Annotated in this window: 12 protein-coding genes; 10 read left to right on the top strand and 2 right to left on the bottom strand. The window is 62.4% G+C overall.

Going from position 1 to position 14,734, the window contains the following annotated elements:
* The first annotated feature begins 7 nt into the window (after positions 1–7).
* From GQ59_RS01865 to GQ59_RS01820, 10 genes are all read left to right on the top strand, one after another.
* Positions 8–289 (top strand): sarcosine oxidase subunit delta, encoded by a 282-nt coding sequence (locus GQ59_RS01865; RefSeq protein WP_037076799.1) that lies wholly within the window; start codon positions 8–10, stop codon positions 287–289.
* Positions 286–3,243, top strand: coding sequence for a sarcosine oxidase subunit alpha family protein (locus GQ59_RS01860; protein ID WP_037076795.1), 2,958 nt, complete (start codon positions 286–288; stop codon positions 3,241–3,243). Before GQ59_RS01865 ends, GQ59_RS01860 begins: the two co-directional genes overlap by 4 nt.
* 9 nt (positions 3,244–3,252) lie before the next feature.
* Positions 3,253–3,801, top strand: a complete 549-nt coding sequence (locus GQ59_RS01855) for a sarcosine oxidase subunit gamma (RefSeq protein ID WP_037076793.1) — start codon at positions 3,253–3,255, stop codon at positions 3,799–3,801.
* A gap of 298 nt (positions 3,802–4,099) precedes the next feature.
* Complete coding sequence (locus tag GQ59_RS01850) at positions 4,100–5,002, top strand: branched-chain amino acid ABC transporter permease (protein WP_037076790.1); 903 nt, start codon at positions 4,100–4,102, stop codon at positions 5,000–5,002.
* 1 nt (position 5,003) lies between these two features.
* A complete protein-coding gene (gene livM / locus GQ59_RS01845; RefSeq protein WP_037076789.1) occupies positions 5,004–6,392 on the top strand; it encodes a high-affinity branched-chain amino acid ABC transporter permease LivM in 1,389 nt (462 codons plus the stop codon).
* Positions 6,392–7,258, top strand: a complete 867-nt coding sequence (locus GQ59_RS01840; RefSeq protein ID WP_037076785.1) for an ABC transporter ATP-binding protein — start codon at positions 6,392–6,394, stop codon at positions 7,256–7,258. The genes livM and GQ59_RS01840 overlap by 1 nt, the downstream gene beginning before the upstream one ends.
* On the top strand, positions 7,258–7,986 hold the full coding sequence (locus tag GQ59_RS01835; protein ID WP_037076781.1) for an ABC transporter ATP-binding protein: 729 nt from the start codon (positions 7,258–7,260) through the stop codon (positions 7,984–7,986). The genes GQ59_RS01840 and GQ59_RS01835 overlap by 1 nt, the downstream gene beginning before the upstream one ends.
* 39 nt (positions 7,987–8,025) lie before the next feature.
* Entirely contained in the window at positions 8,026–8,379 is a 354-nt protein-coding gene (locus tag GQ59_RS01830; protein ID WP_037076780.1) for a DUF6867 family protein, read from the top strand.
* 139 nt (positions 8,380–8,518) lie between these two features.
* Complete coding sequence (locus tag GQ59_RS01825; RefSeq protein WP_037076778.1) at positions 8,519–9,643, top strand: branched-chain amino acid ABC transporter substrate-binding protein; 1,125 nt, start codon at positions 8,519–8,521, stop codon at positions 9,641–9,643.
* A gap of 266 nt (positions 9,644–9,909) precedes the next feature.
* The gene (locus tag GQ59_RS01820; RefSeq protein ID WP_037078081.1) at positions 9,910–10,323 is read left to right on the top strand and encodes a hypothetical protein; all 414 of its coding nucleotides are present in this window, start codon (positions 9,910–9,912) and stop codon (positions 10,321–10,323) included.
* A 64-nt stretch (positions 10,324–10,387) separates the two neighbouring features.
* On the opposite strand, the gene GQ59_RS01815 is transcribed toward GQ59_RS01820, so the two are convergent.
* A complete protein-coding gene (locus GQ59_RS01815; RefSeq protein WP_037076777.1) occupies positions 10,388–11,311 on the bottom strand; it encodes a response regulator transcription factor in 924 nt (307 codons plus the stop codon).
* Positions 11,304–14,690 carry a hybrid sensor histidine kinase/response regulator gene (locus tag GQ59_RS01810; RefSeq protein WP_037076774.1) on the bottom strand — a complete coding sequence of 1,129 codons (3,387 nt, stop codon included), beginning with the start codon at positions 14,688–14,690 and terminating at the stop codon, positions 11,304–11,306. The genes GQ59_RS01815 and GQ59_RS01810 overlap by 8 nt, the downstream gene beginning before the upstream one ends.
* Positions 14,691–14,734 lie beyond the last annotated feature (44 nt).

Below are 14,734 nucleotides of genomic sequence, written 5' to 3'. Positions count from 1 at the left end.
ATCCCCCATGGCAAGCCTGATCACCTGTCCGCATTGCGGCACCAGACCCAAGGAAGAGTTTTCGATCCGCGGGGCCGCCGCGCCGAAACGGCCTTCGCCGACCGCCAAGGACGAGGCCTGGCATCGTTACGTCTATGTCCGGGACAATCCGAAGGGGCGAATTCTGGAATACTGGCATCACGTCGCCGGCTGCCGCCGTTTTCTGGTGGTCGAGCGGGACAATCTCACCCATGAGGTTTTCGGCGTGACCGATGCCGCGGAATTAGAGCGCGCGGGAGCTGACGAATGACCTCCTATCGTCTCGGATCCGGCGGCGCGATCAATCGCGGCCAGTCGCTCACCTTTACCTTCGACGGCCGCAGCTACAAGGGGTTCGACGGCGATACGCTCGCCTCGGCGCTGCTTGCCAACGATCAGATGCTGATGGCCCGCAGCTTCAAGTACCACCGCCCGCGCGGCGTGGTCACGGCAGGGTCCGCCGAACCGAACGCACTGATGACGATCGGGTCCGGCGCGCGGGCCGAGCCGAACGCCCGTGCGACGACGGTCGAGCTTTACAATGGTCTCGCGGCCGCCAGCCAGAACCGCTGGCCGTCGCTGAAGCACGATTTCGGCGCGGTGAACGATCTCTTCTCGCCGTTTCTCGGTGCCGGTTTCTACTACAAGACCTTCATGTGGCCGGGCGTGCTCTGGGAAAAGCTCTACGAGCCGCTGATCCGCCGTGCCGCCGGGCTCGGCAAGGCCACGATGCAGGCCGATCCGGACCGTTACGAAAAATCCTGGGCGCATTGCGACCTGCTGGTGATCGGCGCGGGACCGACCGGGCTGATGGCGGCGCTCGCGGCCGGGCGAGCCGGGGTCCGGGTCATTCTGGCGGACGAAGGGTTCAGGTTCGGTGGTTCGCTGCTGTCGGAAAGCGCTGCGGTCGGCGGGCGACCGGCTGCGGAATTCACGGCTGACGTCGTCGAGGAACTGGCGTCGCTGTCGAACGTGACGCTGATGCCGCGCACGACCGTGTTCGGCTGGTATGACGACATGGTGTTCGGCGCCGTCGAGCGGGTGCAGAAACATGTGGCCTCGCCATCGCCGGACCTGCCGATGGAGCGGCTGTGGCGCATCGTTGCCAAACGCGCGATCCTCGCCACCGGGGCTGAGGAACGGCCGCTCGTGTTTGGCGGCAACGACAAGCCGGGTGTGATGACGGCTGGGGCCGCGCGCACCTATCTCAACCGCTACGGCGTTGCCGTCGGCGGCAAGGTCGCGGTCTTCACTAATGGCGGCTCCGGGTACCGCACGGCCGCCGATCTCCTCGCAAAGGGCGTCGACGTCACCGCGATCATCGACGCGCGGCCGCAATCGGCCGATCCGGTGCCGGACGGCCTCCGCATCATCCGCAACGGATCGGTGATTGCCACGAAGGGCCGGCATCGGATCGAGGGGCTGATCGCCGAGCGTTCCGGATTCGAGGAGGTCATCGGCTGCGATGCGCTGGCGATGTCCGGCGGCTGGTCGCCGATCGTGCATCTGATGTGCCAGCGCGGCGCCAAACCCGTGTGGTCGGACGAGAAGCAGGCATTTCTCGCGCCTGACGTCGGGGGCGCTTTCGTGGCTGCCGGTGCGGCTGCCGGCCAGACGTCGCTCGGCGAATGCCTGACGGATGGTGCGGCCAAGGCGCATGCCGCACTCGAAGCGCTTGGCAGGCTGGTGGGGTCCCTCGAAACACCCGAGGTCGAGGGCGAATACGACCCGTCCTTCGCGCCGCTCTGGTATGTACCGGGCGCCCGGGACAAGGCTTTCGTCGATTTCCAGAACGACGTGCATGTCGGCGACCTCGGCCTCGCCCAGCGGGAAGGTTTCCGCCATATCGAGCACACGAAGCGTTATACGACGGCCGGCATGGCGACCGACCAGGGCAAGCTCGGCAATGTCAACACGGCCGGCATCGTCGCCGGAATGCGTGGCGTGTCGCCGGCCGAGATCGGTACCACCACATTCCGGCCGTTCTACACGCCGGTATCGTTCGGCGCTCTGGCCGGCACTGCGCGGGCCGAGCATGCGGCCCCTGTCCGTACCTCCCCGCTGCACGGCTGGGCGAGAAAGAACGGCGCGACTTTCGTCGAATCCGGTCTCTGGTACCGGTCTGCCTGGTTCCCGCGGGAGGGCGAAAAGACCTGGCGGGAAAGCGTCGATCGCGAGGTCCTTAACGTCCGCACCCATGCCGGGCTCTGCGACGTCTCCACGCTCGGCAAGATCGAGATATTCGGGCCGGGTGCGGCGGAGTTTCTCGATCGCATCTATTCCAACAGCTTTCTCAAGCTGCCGGTCGGAAGAGCACGTTACGGGCTGATGCTGCGCGAGGACGGCATCGTCTTCGACGACGGAACGGTGAGCCGGCTTTCCGAAAATCAGTATGTCATGACCACGACGACGGCCTTTGCCGCGGAAGTTCTCGCGCATCTGGAATTCTCGGCGCAGACCTTCTGGCCGGAACTCGACGTGCGCTTCGTCTCCTCCACGGATCAGTGGGCGCAGATGTCGCTCGCCGGACCGAAGGCGCGGATCATCATGAGCCGCGTCGTGCAGGACGATATTTCCGATGCGGCCTTCCCCTACCTCGCCGCCAGGGAGGTCACGCTGCGCAGCGGGCTGAAGGCGCGGCTCTTCCGCATCTCTTTTTCGGGCGAACTCGCCTATGAGCTCGCGGTGCCCGCCGGCTACGGCGAGGCGGTCGCCGACGCGATCATGAATGCGGGCCGCGAGGAGGGAATCTGCGCCTATGGCGTCGAGGCTTTGAACGTGCTCCGCGTCGAGAAGGGGCATGTCACCCACAGCGAGCTCGACGGCCGCACCACCGCGGACGATGTCGGGTTCGGCCGGATGATGGCGATGCAGAAGCCGGATTTTATCGGCAAGCGGCTTTCGATGCGATTCGGGCTGACAGCCGCGGACCGACTGCAACTGGTCGGATTGAAGCCGGTCGAGGCTGACAAGGAGATCAAGGCCGGCGCGCATCTGCTCAAAGACGGCGCCAAGCCGTCGCTCGCCAACGACCAGGGTTTCGTCTCGTCGGCCTGCTTTTCGCCAACGCTCGGGCATTTCATCGCGCTCGGCATGCTGAAGTCCGGGCGCGAACGGATCGGCGAGCGGGTCATGGTCTGGGACGGGTTACGCGGTTCGGAAGTGCTCAGCGAAGTCTGCCCGCCGGTCTTCGTCGATCCCGAAAACAGCAAACTGCATCTCTGAGGGCCACCGATGTCGATCAACCTTCTCCACCGGCATGTCCTCGAGGATCATATCTCCGGCTTCGAGACGGATCCGAATCCGAACCACCTATCAGTCATTCGCCGGCCCGTGATCTTCTCGGTCCTCGCCCACGCAGGCCAGGAGACAGCTGTCGCCGAGGCCTTGTGGAATGCCGAGGATGTCGCGCCGCGCTTCTGCGGCCCGTCCGAATGGCTTGCCGTATCGCGGACGGTCGGCGCCGAGACGGTCGCCGGCATGTTGTCCGCCATTGCCGGCGCCTCCGTGGTCGATCAGAGCGACGGCCGGGCGCTGATGGAAATCTCCGGCCCGAGCGTGCGCAAAATTCTTGGCCGTTGCGTTGCGGTCGACCTGCATCCGGAGGTCTTCGAGCAGGGGCACTCCGCCGCAATGTTGTGCTGCCATGCGACGGCGAATGTCGCCCGCACAGGCGCCGATACGTTCGAGATTATCGTACCTCGCTCTTTTGCCGGCTCGGTCTTCGAGGAGCTGATGGAAATGGGCCGCGAGCATGGGCTGACCCGCGGGTTCGCCGATTGATCCGTCAGGGGCTCACTTGGGGAGCCGGATAGGGGTTTGCGGTCAATTTCGAGGCGATCTTAAATTTCGCATGCGGGGTCGTTTGGCTAATTTTTCGACAGCCGCTGCCGGTTTTTTGGAATTTCCGATCTTTGTGTGGCCAGATTGTTGAGAACTGCCTCGATTTTGTCGATCTCTCGGCTTTTTGTCTTCACATTCCTTACGAAAACGTTATGGAATGCGCCAAAGAACGTAAGAACCCGCTAGGGGCAAATAAACGAGATGCGGCCCTTCCGGGATCGCATCCAGGGGAAAATATATGGAGTATTTTATCCAGCAGCTCATCAACGGGCTGACTCTTGGATCCATCTATGGCCTTGTGGCAATCGGCTATACGATGGTTTACGGCATCATCGGCATGATCAACTTCGCCCATGGCGATATTTTCATGCTCGGCGGTTTTGCCGCTCTCATCGTCTTTCTGATCGCAACCTCCTTCTTCGCCGGTATTCCGGTGGCGTTGCTTCTGCTGCTGATGTTGCTCGTCGGCATGCTGATGACGGGGTTGTGGAACTGGACGATCGAGCGGGTCGCCTACCGGCCGCTGCGCGGTTCGTTCCGGCTTGCACCGCTGATCACGGCGATCGGCATGTCGATCGTGCTTTCCAACTTCATCCAGGTGACGCAGGGCCCGCGCAACAAGCCGATCCCGCCGATGGTGACCGACGTCTTCCATATCGGCGGCATCACCATCTCGCTGAAGCAGGTGCTGATCGTCATCATCACCGCAGTGCTGCTGTTCGCCTTCTGGTACATCGTCAACAAGACGCCGCTCGGACGCGCCCAGCGGGCGACCGAACAGGACCGCAAGATGGCGGCGCTGCTGGGCGTCGACGTCGACCGGACGATCTCGATCACCTTCATCATGGGTGCGGCACTCGCGGCCGTGGCCGGTGCGATGTACCTGATGTATTACGGCGTCGCCTCGTTCAACGACGGCTTCATCCCGGGCGTCAAGGCGTTCACGGCGGCGGTTCTCGGCGGCATCGGTTCGCTGCCGGGCGCGGTTCTCGGCGGGCTGCTGATCGGCCTCATCGAGTCGCTGTGGTCGGCCTATTTCTCCATCGCCTACAAGGACGTCGCCACGTTCGCGATCCTCGCTTTCGTGCTGATCTTCAAGCCGACCGGCATTCTCGGCCGGCCGGAAGTGGAGAAGGTGTAACATGACAGCTGCAACCGAAACCGGTCATCCGAGCGTGCTTGCCAAGGCGGTGCGGGAAGGCATTTTCGCCGGCGTCATCTCCTTCCTCATGTTCCTGCTGTTCGTCGGCATCGAGACCTACCAGGACATCAACAACGCGCTCGTCTGGCGCACCCGCTGGGGCCTGCTGGCGATCTTTGTGCTGGTTGCGGCAGTCGGCCGCTTCCTCACCGTCGGCTTCATCAAGCCGCATCTCGACCAGCGCAAGCTCGCCAAGGCAAAGAGCGGCGTTCTGGAAATTTCCGAGAGCAAGAGCTTCTTCCACCGGCATTTCCTCAAGATCGCGCTGATTTTCCTGCTGGTCTATCCCTTCCTGTCGCTGCTCATCGTCGGCAAGCAGGGTTCGCTGAAATATGTCGACAATTTCGGCATCCAGATCCTCATCTACGTGATGCTCGCCTGGGGCCTGAACATCGTCGTCGGCCTCGCCGGACTGCTCGACCTCGGTTATGTCGCCTTCTATGCGGTCGGCGCCTATTCCTACGCGCTGCTGTCCTCCTATTTCGGCTTTTCCTTCTGGCTGCTCTTGCCGATGTCGGGCATTCTCGCCGCGCTCTGGGGTGTCATCCTCGGCTTCCCGGTGCTGCGGCTGAGGGGCGACTATCTCGCCATCGTGACGCTCGCCTTCGGGGAAATCATCCGACTGGTGCTGATCAACTGGACCGATGTGACGAAGGGAACCTTCGGTATCTCGGGCATTGCCAAGGCGTCGTTCTTCGGCATCTGGTCCTTCGATACGGGCAGCGCGAGCAGTTTCGTCAAGGCCTGGGGTTTGTCGCCATCCTCGGTCTATTACAAGATCTTCCTGTTCTACATCATCCTGGCGCTCTGCATGCTGACCGCCTATGTCACCATCCAGCTGCGGCGCATGCCGATCGGCCGGGCCTGGGAAGCTCTGCGCGAGGACGAGATTGCCTGCCGTTCGCTCGGCATCAATACCGTCACCACCAAGCTGACCGCCTTTGCGACCGGCGCGATGTTCGGCGGTTTCGCCGGAGCCTTCTTCGCCACCCGCCAGGGCTTCGTCTCGCCGGAAAGCTTCGTCTTCCTGGAATCGGCGGTGATCCTGGCGATTGTCGTCCTCGGCGGCATGGGGTCGCTCACCGGCATCGCGATCGCCGCGATGGTGATGGTCGGCGGCACCGAAGTGCTGCGCGAAATGTCCTTCCTCAAGGTCGTGTTCGGGCCGGACTTCACGCCTGAACTCTATCGCATGCTGCTGTTCGGTCTGGCGATGATCATCGTCATGCTGTTCAAGCCGCGCGGCTTCGTCGGATCGCGAGAACCGACCGCCTTCCTCAAGGAACGCAGAGCCGTCTCGGGAAGCTTTACCAAGGAGGGCCACGGCTGATGGCTCTCGGAACGACAACGATGACGAACGATACGATCCTGAAGGTCGAGCACCTGTCGATGAAGTTCGGCGGCCTGATGGCCATCAACGACCTGTCGCTGGAAGCGCGGCGCGGCGAAATCACCGCGCTGATCGGCCCGAACGGCGCCGGCAAGACCACGGTGTTCAACTGCATCACGGGCTTCTACAAGCCGACCATGGGCATGCTCACCCTGCAGCGCAGGGACGGCAAGGAATTCCTGCTGGAACGCCTGCGCGACTTCGAGATCCCGAAGCTCGCTGGCGTCGCCCGCACCTTCCAGAACATCCGGCTGTTCTCCGGCCTGACGGTTCTCGAAAACCTGCTGGTCGCGCAGCACAACGCGCTGATGAAAGCGTCGGGCTACACGCTTCTCGGGCTCCTTGGTTTTCCGACCTATCGCAGGGCCGTCGATGCCTCGATAGAGAAGGCGAAATATTGGCTCGACAAGGCCGATCTGACCGATCGCGCCGACGATCCCGCCGGCGACCTTCCCTACGGCGCCCAGCGACGCCTGGAAATCGCCCGCGCGATGTGCACTGGCCCGGAACTGCTGTGCCTCGACGAACCGGCGGCGGGCCTCAACCCGCGCGAATCGGCGGCGCTGAACACGCTCCTGCATCAGATCCGCGATGAAGGCGTGTCGATCCTGCTGATCGAGCACGACATGTCGGTGGTCATGCAGATTTCCGACCACGTCGTGGTGCTCGAATACGGGCAGAAGATCTCCGACGGCTCGCCGGACCACGTGAAGAACGACCCACGAGTGATCGCCGCTTATCTCGGCGTCGAGGATGACGAGGTGGAAGAGGTGATTGCGGTAGAACTCGAGGGGGGCAATCACTGATGGCGGCCGAGAACCTTCTGAAAGTCCAGGCTGTCGAGACCTATTACGGCAATATCCGGGCACTTGCAGGCGTCGATGTCGAAGTCAACAAGGGCGAGATCGTCAGCCTGATCGGCGCCAACGGTGCCGGCAAGTCGACGCTGATGATGACCATCTGCGGCAGTCCGCAGGCCCGCGCCGGTACGATCGTCTTCGACGGCGAGGACATTACCAAGCTGCCGACGCATCTGATCGCGCGGCGCCGCATCGCCCAGTCTCCGGAAGGCCGGCGCATCTTTCCGCGCATGACCGTCTACGAGAACCTGCAGATGGGGGCCGGCCTCGACAATCTCAAATATTTCAACGAGGACGTCGAGAAGATCTTCACGCTCTTCCCGCGGCTCAAGGAGCGCCAGAGCCAGCGCGGCGGCACGCTTTCGGGCGGCGAGCAGCAGATGCTGTCGATCGGGCGCGCGCTGATGGCGCGGCCGAAGCTGCTCCTGCTCGACGAGCCTTCGCTGGGCTTGGCGCCGCTGATCGTCAAGGGCATTTTCGAGGCGATCAAGAAGCTCAACCAGGAAGAGGGTCTGACCGTCTTCCTCGTCGAGCAGAATGCGTTCGCGGCGCTCAAACTCTCCGACCGTGGCTATGTGATGGTCAACGGCAAGGTGACGATGAGCGGTTCCGGAAAAGAGCTTCTCGCCAATCCGGAAGTGCGCGCCGCTTACCTTGAGGGTGGACGACATTGATCGTTAAGGTTGTGTTAACGACAGCCGGAGGAATTTAGGATGCAGGGACTGTTTTTCGAAAGCGACACCGGCGTGCGGTACCTCTTGCGCTTCCTCGTGCTGATCATCGGTTTCTGGACTGCCTGGCGCTCGGGCAGGGCCGCCGCCGAGGGCTGGAACGGCTTTCCGACGGTGGTGGTCTATACGCTGCTACTCGGCGTCGCGATGCGTTTTCTGCACTATGCGCTGTTCCAGGGGCCCTTCATCAGCCCGTTCTACTGCGTCATCGACGTGGCCATCCTGCTCGTCTTTTCGAGCGCCGGATTCCGCATCCGGCGGACGCGCCAGATGGTGCAGAATTACTATTGGCTCTACGAGCCTGCTTCCGCTTTCTCCTTCAAGAAGAAAGATTGACAGCCGAACTTTTCTGCCCTCAGATTAGCTCGGGTTGAAACGATAAGTAACCTAGAGTGGAACATTTCCGGCGCAGTGATGGTGGGTATTGCGCCCGGTTTCGAAAAATCAGCTCACCTAAAAAATTGGGAGTAACTCGATGAAGAAGTCTCTTCTTTCCGCGGTTGCGCTGACGGCCATGGTCGCCTTCAGCGGTAGCGCATGGGCCGACATCGTTATTGGCGTCGGCGGTCCGCTCACGGGTCCGAACGCCGCCTTCGGTGCGCAGCTCCAGAAGGGTGCCGAACAGGCAGCAGCCGATATCAATGCCGCCGGCGGCATCAACGGCGAAAAGATCAAGATCGTCCTCGGCGACGACGTGTCGGACCCCAAGCAGGGCATCTCGGTTGCCAACAAGTTTGCATCCGACGGCGTCAAGTACGTGGTCGGCCACTTCAACTCCGGCGTTTCGATTCCGGCTTCCAAGGAAGTCTATGCCGAAAACGGCATGCTCGAAATCACCCCGGCTGCGACCAACCCGGTCTTCACCGAGCGTGGCCTGTGGAACGTGTTCCGTACCTGCGGTCGTGACGACCAGCAGGGCGGCGTTGCCGGCGCTTACCTCGCCGACAAGTTCAAGACCGCCAAGATCGCCATCATCGACGACAAGACGCCTTACGGCCAGGGCCTTGCCGAAGAAACCAAGAAGGCAATGAACGCCAAGGGCCTCAAGGAAGTCATCCGCGAAGGCGTCAACGTCGGCGACAAGGACTTCTCGGCTCTCATCTCCAAGATGAAGGAAGCTGGCGTCTCGATCATCTACTGGGGCGGTCTCCACACCGAAGCCGGCCTGATCATCCGCCAGGCCAAGGACCAGGGCCTCAAGGCTAAGCTCGTTTCGGGTGACGGCATCGTCTCCAACGAACTGGCCTCGATCGCCGGCGACGCCGTCGAAGGCACGCTCAACACCTTCGGCCCGGACCCGACGCTGAACCCGGCCAACAAGGACCTGGTTGCCAAGTTCAAGGCAGCTGGCTTCAACCCGGAAGCCTACACGTTGTATTCCTACGCAGCCGTGCAGGTCATCGCTGCCGGCATCAAGGCAACCGGCAAGGCTGACGACGCCGAAGCCGTTGCCAAGACGCTGCATGAAAAGGGTCCCTTCAAGACCGTTCTCGGCGACATTGCTTTCGACGCGAAGGGCGACCCGAAGATCCCGGGCTATATCATGTACGAATGGAAGAAGGGTCCGGACGGCAAGTACAGCTACTTCCCGCAGGGCTGAGCCGTTATCGGCCAAGCCGAATTTCAGAGGGAGCCCGGCCAAAAGCCGGGCTTCTTTGCGTTTTGGGGAGTGGAGGGAAGGGCGGTGAGGATTGCTGCCGTTTCCACACGAAGAATGGGCAGGGAACGCGTTCTGCCCCGGGGCGGGCTGGCCCATCGCACGGTATTCGCGGCACTTTTTGCTTGTGAGACGTTTTTTGCGTCCCTCTGATTGATTTCTCGCCAGGATGGAATATCGCTGTCAAAAATCTCAGCTGGGGGTAGATGATGAGAGATATGATTGCCGCTTTGACACTTGCTGTGTTTGCCATCGGGGCAAGCGGAGTGGCGGAGGCTTCCGACAGTTTCAAAAAGGTGTCCCTGTCCAGAACCGTCATGAGCGGTGTTCGGACAAAGCTGGGCCAGCATTGGCATATCAACAACGATTGCAGTTTGGCTGACGTACCGGTTGCCCGTATTGTCGAAGCGCCCAAACACGGACGTCTCGAAATCGTTCGCCAACCGGTCTTCCCGAGTTCGTCAGGAAAGCTTGAGCGATGCCGGACCGTTAAAGTTATGGGCTTGGTTGCTTATTATACTGCGAAAGCAGGCTATGTAGGAGAGGACAGTTTCGTGCTGAGAGCTCCCTTCGGCGATGGGAAAATCGCAGATACCACGATGACCGTTACAGTGCTGAAGTAGTGGAATTGGCTACAGGCCTCCACGAGGTCTGCTTGGGGTATTGGAGAGCCGTCTTACTGTCAGCTCACATCTCGTGCAGAACATGCGCGGCCTTGACTGCGGCCGAGGCCCGGTTTTCGACGCCGAGCTTCACGTAGATCTGTTCCAGATGCTTGTTCACCGTGCGGGCCGAAAGTCCGAGAATATCGCCGATGTCGCGGTTCGACTTGCCCTTGGCGATCCAAAGCAGCACTTCGGATTCGCGTTGGGTCAGCGGGAAATGCTGCCGCAGCACCTCGTCGTCGGGTCGTTTGTTGGCGGCCGTCAGGCGGAAGAGATGTTCGTCGGCGCCGATGGCACCCAGGAACGAGAATTGCAGGCTCGCCTGACCGTTCTGGACGAGGGCGAAGGCGGCGTCGCGGGCAAAGCCCGGCTTGTCGCGCTCGGCCATCCAGGCGGAGATTCGGCGGGAGACGATGTCGAGCCCATCGTCGCTGTTGGTCGCCGCATTGATCAGCCGGGTCGCCTGCGGTGTCGACCAGTGGATGGCGCCGTTCGCCTTGACGGCCAGCAGATGGCGGCCGGCCGCATCGAGCGCCACACGGGCGCTCTGGGCCGAACGGGCATTGGAAAGGTGCACGCGGATGCGGGCGCGCAGCTCGTCGATATTGATCGGCTTGGTGAGGTAGTCGACGCCGCCGGAATCGAGCGCGTTGACCACATGCTCTGTCTCGGTGAGGCCGGTCATGAAGATGACCGGCACCTGCGTCACGCCGCCATTGGTCTTCAATTTCCGGCAGGTCTCGAACCCGTCCATGCCGGGCATCACCGCGTCGAGCAGGATGAGGTCCGGCGTGATCCGTTCGACGATGTTGAGCGCCGACTGGCCGGTCGTGGCGATCAAAACCGAGAAACCGGATTTTTCGAGCGCCTCGGTGAGGAAGCCCAGTGTCTCGGGGCTGTCGTCCACGAGAAGGACGATGTCGCGCGGCAGAGCAGTTTCAGCCATCACTCGTCCTTTCTGCCTCAAGGCGGCTCAGGAATTTCATATAACCGGCAAGATCGAAGGCCTGCACGTAAGCGCCGAGCTCTTCCGCGAAGGGACGGTGTTCCTCCTCCCGGGCGAGATCGGCAAGTTTTGCTTCGATACCGCGGACGTAGCCGATTTCGCCGAGCCGCAAAAGGTCCTGGACATGGTTCGTCCCCGGGCTTTTGATCGGTTTCTTCGGGCCGACCACGGCGGGAAGCAAGGTTTCGTTCTCATAGACCCAGACGAGGCCGAGATGGGCGGCGAGCTTGTCGGCGAGGCTGCGGATGTCCACCGGCTTGGCGATGGCGTCATTGTGGCCCTCGTCGCCGGAATGGGCTGCGACGCCGTCACCGATATTGGCCGAGAGCATGAGAATCGGCGCCACCTGGCCGTTCTCGCGCAGCTTGGCCACGAGCTGCCAGCCGCTCATACCGGGCATGGAAATGTCCACGAGGAACAGGTCCGGCGTCACGCCCTCGATCAGCGTCAGGCAGTCCGGGCCGCTGTTTGCCGTCAGCACGACGAAATCCATCGGCGCCAGCACTTCGCGCATCAGGTCGCGGTGGTCCTCGTTGTCGTCGACGACCACGATGGTGCGGCGAGGGCCGGTATAGGAGACGATCTTCTTTTCCGCCGCCGGCGCCGTGTTCGGCCGCTCGATGGCCGACAGCATCAGCCGGACCTTGAAGATCGACCCTTCGCCCTTGGTGCTGGCGACCGCGATCTCGCCACCGAGCGTATTGGTCAGCAGTTGGGTGATGGTGAGGCCGAGACCGAGGCCGGGCATCGGGCGCACGCTTTCCGCCTCACCGCGCTGGAAAGGTTCGTAGATGCGGCCGAGATCCTTTTCGGCAATGCCGCGGCCGGTATCGGAAATGGTGAAGGTGGCGACCTGGCTGCGATAGGCGACATCGAATTTCACCGTGCCCTCGTCGGTGAACTTGATCGCATTGGAGAGCAGGTTGACGAGGATCTGGCGCAGCCGCTTCTCGTCGGTACGAACATATTGGGGCAGAGAGCGGGTGCGTTCGTGCTCGAAGGTGAGGCCCTTGGCCTGCGCCTGCAGGCCGAACATCTCGACGATCTGGTCGAGGAAATCCTGAATGTTGATCTCGTTGGAATAGACCTGCAGCCGGCCTGCCTCGATCTTGGAAATGTCGAGCAGCCCGTCGATCAGGCCCGAGAGATGGTCGGCGGAGCGCTTGATGACCTTGATCGCCGACTGGCGCGGGGCGGGGATCGTCTCGTCGCGCTCGAGGATCTGGGCGTAGCCGAGCACCGCATTGAGCGGGGTGCGCAATTCGTGGGAGAGGCCGACGACATAACGGCTCTTGGCGCGGTTGGCGGCCTCGGCGGTTTCCTTGGCGTCCTGAAGGGCGGCATCGGTCTTCTTGTGGGCGGCGATTTCCTTCAAGAGCAGGGTGTTCTGGCGGGAGGATTCCTCTTCCGCCACCACCCGGCTGTCATGGGCGAGCACATAGAACCACGAGACGATGCCGGCGATGATGGCGAACACGAAGAAGACGATCAGCACCGTGCCGAAGATGACCTCCGCATTGACCGGCGTCGCCTGGCTCACCTGATAGGCGATCATGCCGAGGATCGCGCCGATTGCCGAGATCGACAGCACCGCCGTCGTCGCATAACGCCCGAGGCGCGTCGTCAGCCGGGTGATGACGCTCTCCGGCAGGAAGGAGCGGGCGACCGCGCCGACTTGCGTGTTCAGCCGCGCATGCGGCTTGCACATGTCGTGGCAGCGGCTGTCAAGCGAGCAGCAGAGCGAGCAGATCGGCGCGGCATAGGCCGGGCACCAGGCCATGTCCTCGTGCTCGAACGGATGTTCGCAGATCGAGCAGGTGATCGAGCCGACGCTTTTCCAGCTCTGGCGCGGCTTGCGGGCGAGATAGAATTTGCCCTTGGTGGCAAAGGCGAGCGCCGGAGAGATCAGGAAGGCGATCAGCGTCACATAGGTGGCGAGCGAGGCCATCAGCGGGCCGAACAGGCCGAAATGGGCGGCGAGCGCTATCGCCGCCGAGCCGAACATCGAGCCCAAGCCCACCGGGTTGATGTCGTAGAGATGGGCGCGCTTGAACTCGATGCCTTCGGGCGACAGGCCCAGCGGCTTGTTGATCATGAGATCGGCCGAGATGGTGCAGAGCCAGGCCATGGCGATGATCGAGAAGATGCCGAGCGTCGCTTCGAGCAGCCGGTAGATGCCGAGCTCCATCAGAAGCAGCGCGATCACCACGTTGAAGACCAGCCAGACGACGCGGCCGGGATGGCTGTGGGTGAGGCGGGAGAAGAAGTTCGACCAGGCGAGCGAGCCCGCATAGGCATTCATCACGTTGATCTTCAGCTGCGAGACGACCACGAAGGCCGCCATCAGCAGCAGGGCCGCCGTATCGTTCGGGATCATGTAGCCGAAGGCGGCGAAATACATATGCGCCGGATCGGCCGCCTCGCGGATCGGCACGCCGGTCGAGAGCGTCAGCACTGCCAGGAACGAACCCGCCAGCAGCTTCGGCACGCCGACCACCACCCAGCCGGGGCCGGCGAGGAACACCGCGAACCGGTGCCGCCATTTCCGCAGTCCCTCCGGCGGCAGGAAGCGCAGGAAGTCGACCTGTTCGCCGATCTGCGGCATCAGTGCCAGGATGACGGCGGAAGCCGCGCCGAACTCGACGAGGTTGAAGGGGGCGGGGCCGCTGACCTCGGCGTTCGAATGGCCGATGCCGGCAAAGGCGCGCCAGAGGTCGAACTTCTCCCAGTCCATGAAAGCGATGAACACGAAGGGCAGGATGTTGAGGATGATCCAGAACGGCTGGGTGAGGAGCTGGAAGCGCGAGATCAGCTGCACGCCATAGATGACCAGCGGGATCACCACCACGGCGCTGATGATATAGCCGATCCATGGCGGGATGCCGAAGGCGAGATCCAGCGCCCCGGTCATGATCGAGGCCTCGATCGCAAACAGCATGAAGGTGAAGCTCGCATAGATGAGCGAGGTGATGGTCGAGCCGATGTAACCGAAGCTCGCGCCGCGGGTGAGCAGGTCGATGTCGACTCCGTGGCGGATCGCATAGCGGCTGATCGGCCAGCCGATCACCAGCATGGCGATGGCGGCGGCGACGATCGCGAAAAACGCGTTGGTGGTTCCGTAGGAAAGCGTGATCGTGCCGCCGATCGCCTCCAGCGCCAGGAAGGAAATGGCGCCGATGGCGGTCTGGGAAATGCGGCTGGAGGAAAACCGGCGGGCGCTCTTGGCGGTGAAACGGAGGGCGTAGTCTTCCAGCGTCTGGTTGGCGACCCAACGATTGTATTCACGCCGGACGGGAATGATGCGTTGCCGCGCTGCCATGCCTAATTTCTAGCACCTTTTGAGGAAAGACCGTCAATTGTGCA

This window comes from Neorhizobium vignae, assembly GCF_000732195.1.
Taxonomy (GTDB): domain Bacteria; phylum Pseudomonadota; class Alphaproteobacteria; order Rhizobiales; family Rhizobiaceae; genus Neorhizobium; species Neorhizobium vignae.
This window is presented reverse-complemented; position numbering and strand designations above follow the sequence as displayed.

What these genes read in the sequence shown, in the direction of transcription:
- GQ59_RS01865 (WP_037076799.1), top strand. Translation starts at nt 8, where the DNA reads ATGGCAAGCCTGATCACCTGTCCGCATTGCGGCACCAGACCCAAGGAA.
- GQ59_RS01860 (WP_037076795.1), top strand. Translation starts at nt 286, where the DNA reads ATGACCTCCTATCGTCTCGGATCCGGCGGCGCGATCAATCGCGGCCAG.
- GQ59_RS01855 (WP_037076793.1), top strand. Translation starts at nt 3,253, where the DNA reads ATGTCGATCAACCTTCTCCACCGGCATGTCCTCGAGGATCATATCTCC.
- GQ59_RS01850 (WP_037076790.1), top strand. Translation starts at nt 4,100, where the DNA reads ATGGAGTATTTTATCCAGCAGCTCATCAACGGGCTGACTCTTGGATCC.
- livM (WP_037076789.1), top strand. Translation starts at nt 5,004, where the DNA reads ATGACAGCTGCAACCGAAACCGGTCATCCGAGCGTGCTTGCCAAGGCG.
- GQ59_RS01840 (WP_037076785.1), top strand. Translation starts at nt 6,392, where the DNA reads ATGGCTCTCGGAACGACAACGATGACGAACGATACGATCCTGAAGGTC.
- GQ59_RS01835 (WP_037076781.1), top strand. Translation starts at nt 7,258, where the DNA reads ATGGCGGCCGAGAACCTTCTGAAAGTCCAGGCTGTCGAGACCTATTAC.
- GQ59_RS01830 (WP_037076780.1), top strand. Translation starts at nt 8,026, where the DNA reads ATGCAGGGACTGTTTTTCGAAAGCGACACCGGCGTGCGGTACCTCTTG.
- GQ59_RS01825 (WP_037076778.1), top strand. Translation starts at nt 8,519, where the DNA reads ATGAAGAAGTCTCTTCTTTCCGCGGTTGCGCTGACGGCCATGGTCGCC.
- GQ59_RS01820 (WP_037078081.1), top strand. Translation starts at nt 9,910, where the DNA reads ATGAGAGATATGATTGCCGCTTTGACACTTGCTGTGTTTGCCATCGGG.
- GQ59_RS01815 (WP_037076777.1), bottom strand. Translation starts at nt 11,311, where the DNA reads ATGGCTGAAACTGCTCTGCCGCGCGACATCGTCCTTCTCGTGGACGAC.
- GQ59_RS01810 (WP_037076774.1), bottom strand. Translation starts at nt 14,690, where the DNA reads ATGGCAGCGCGGCAACGCATCATTCCCGTCCGGCGTGAATACAATCGT.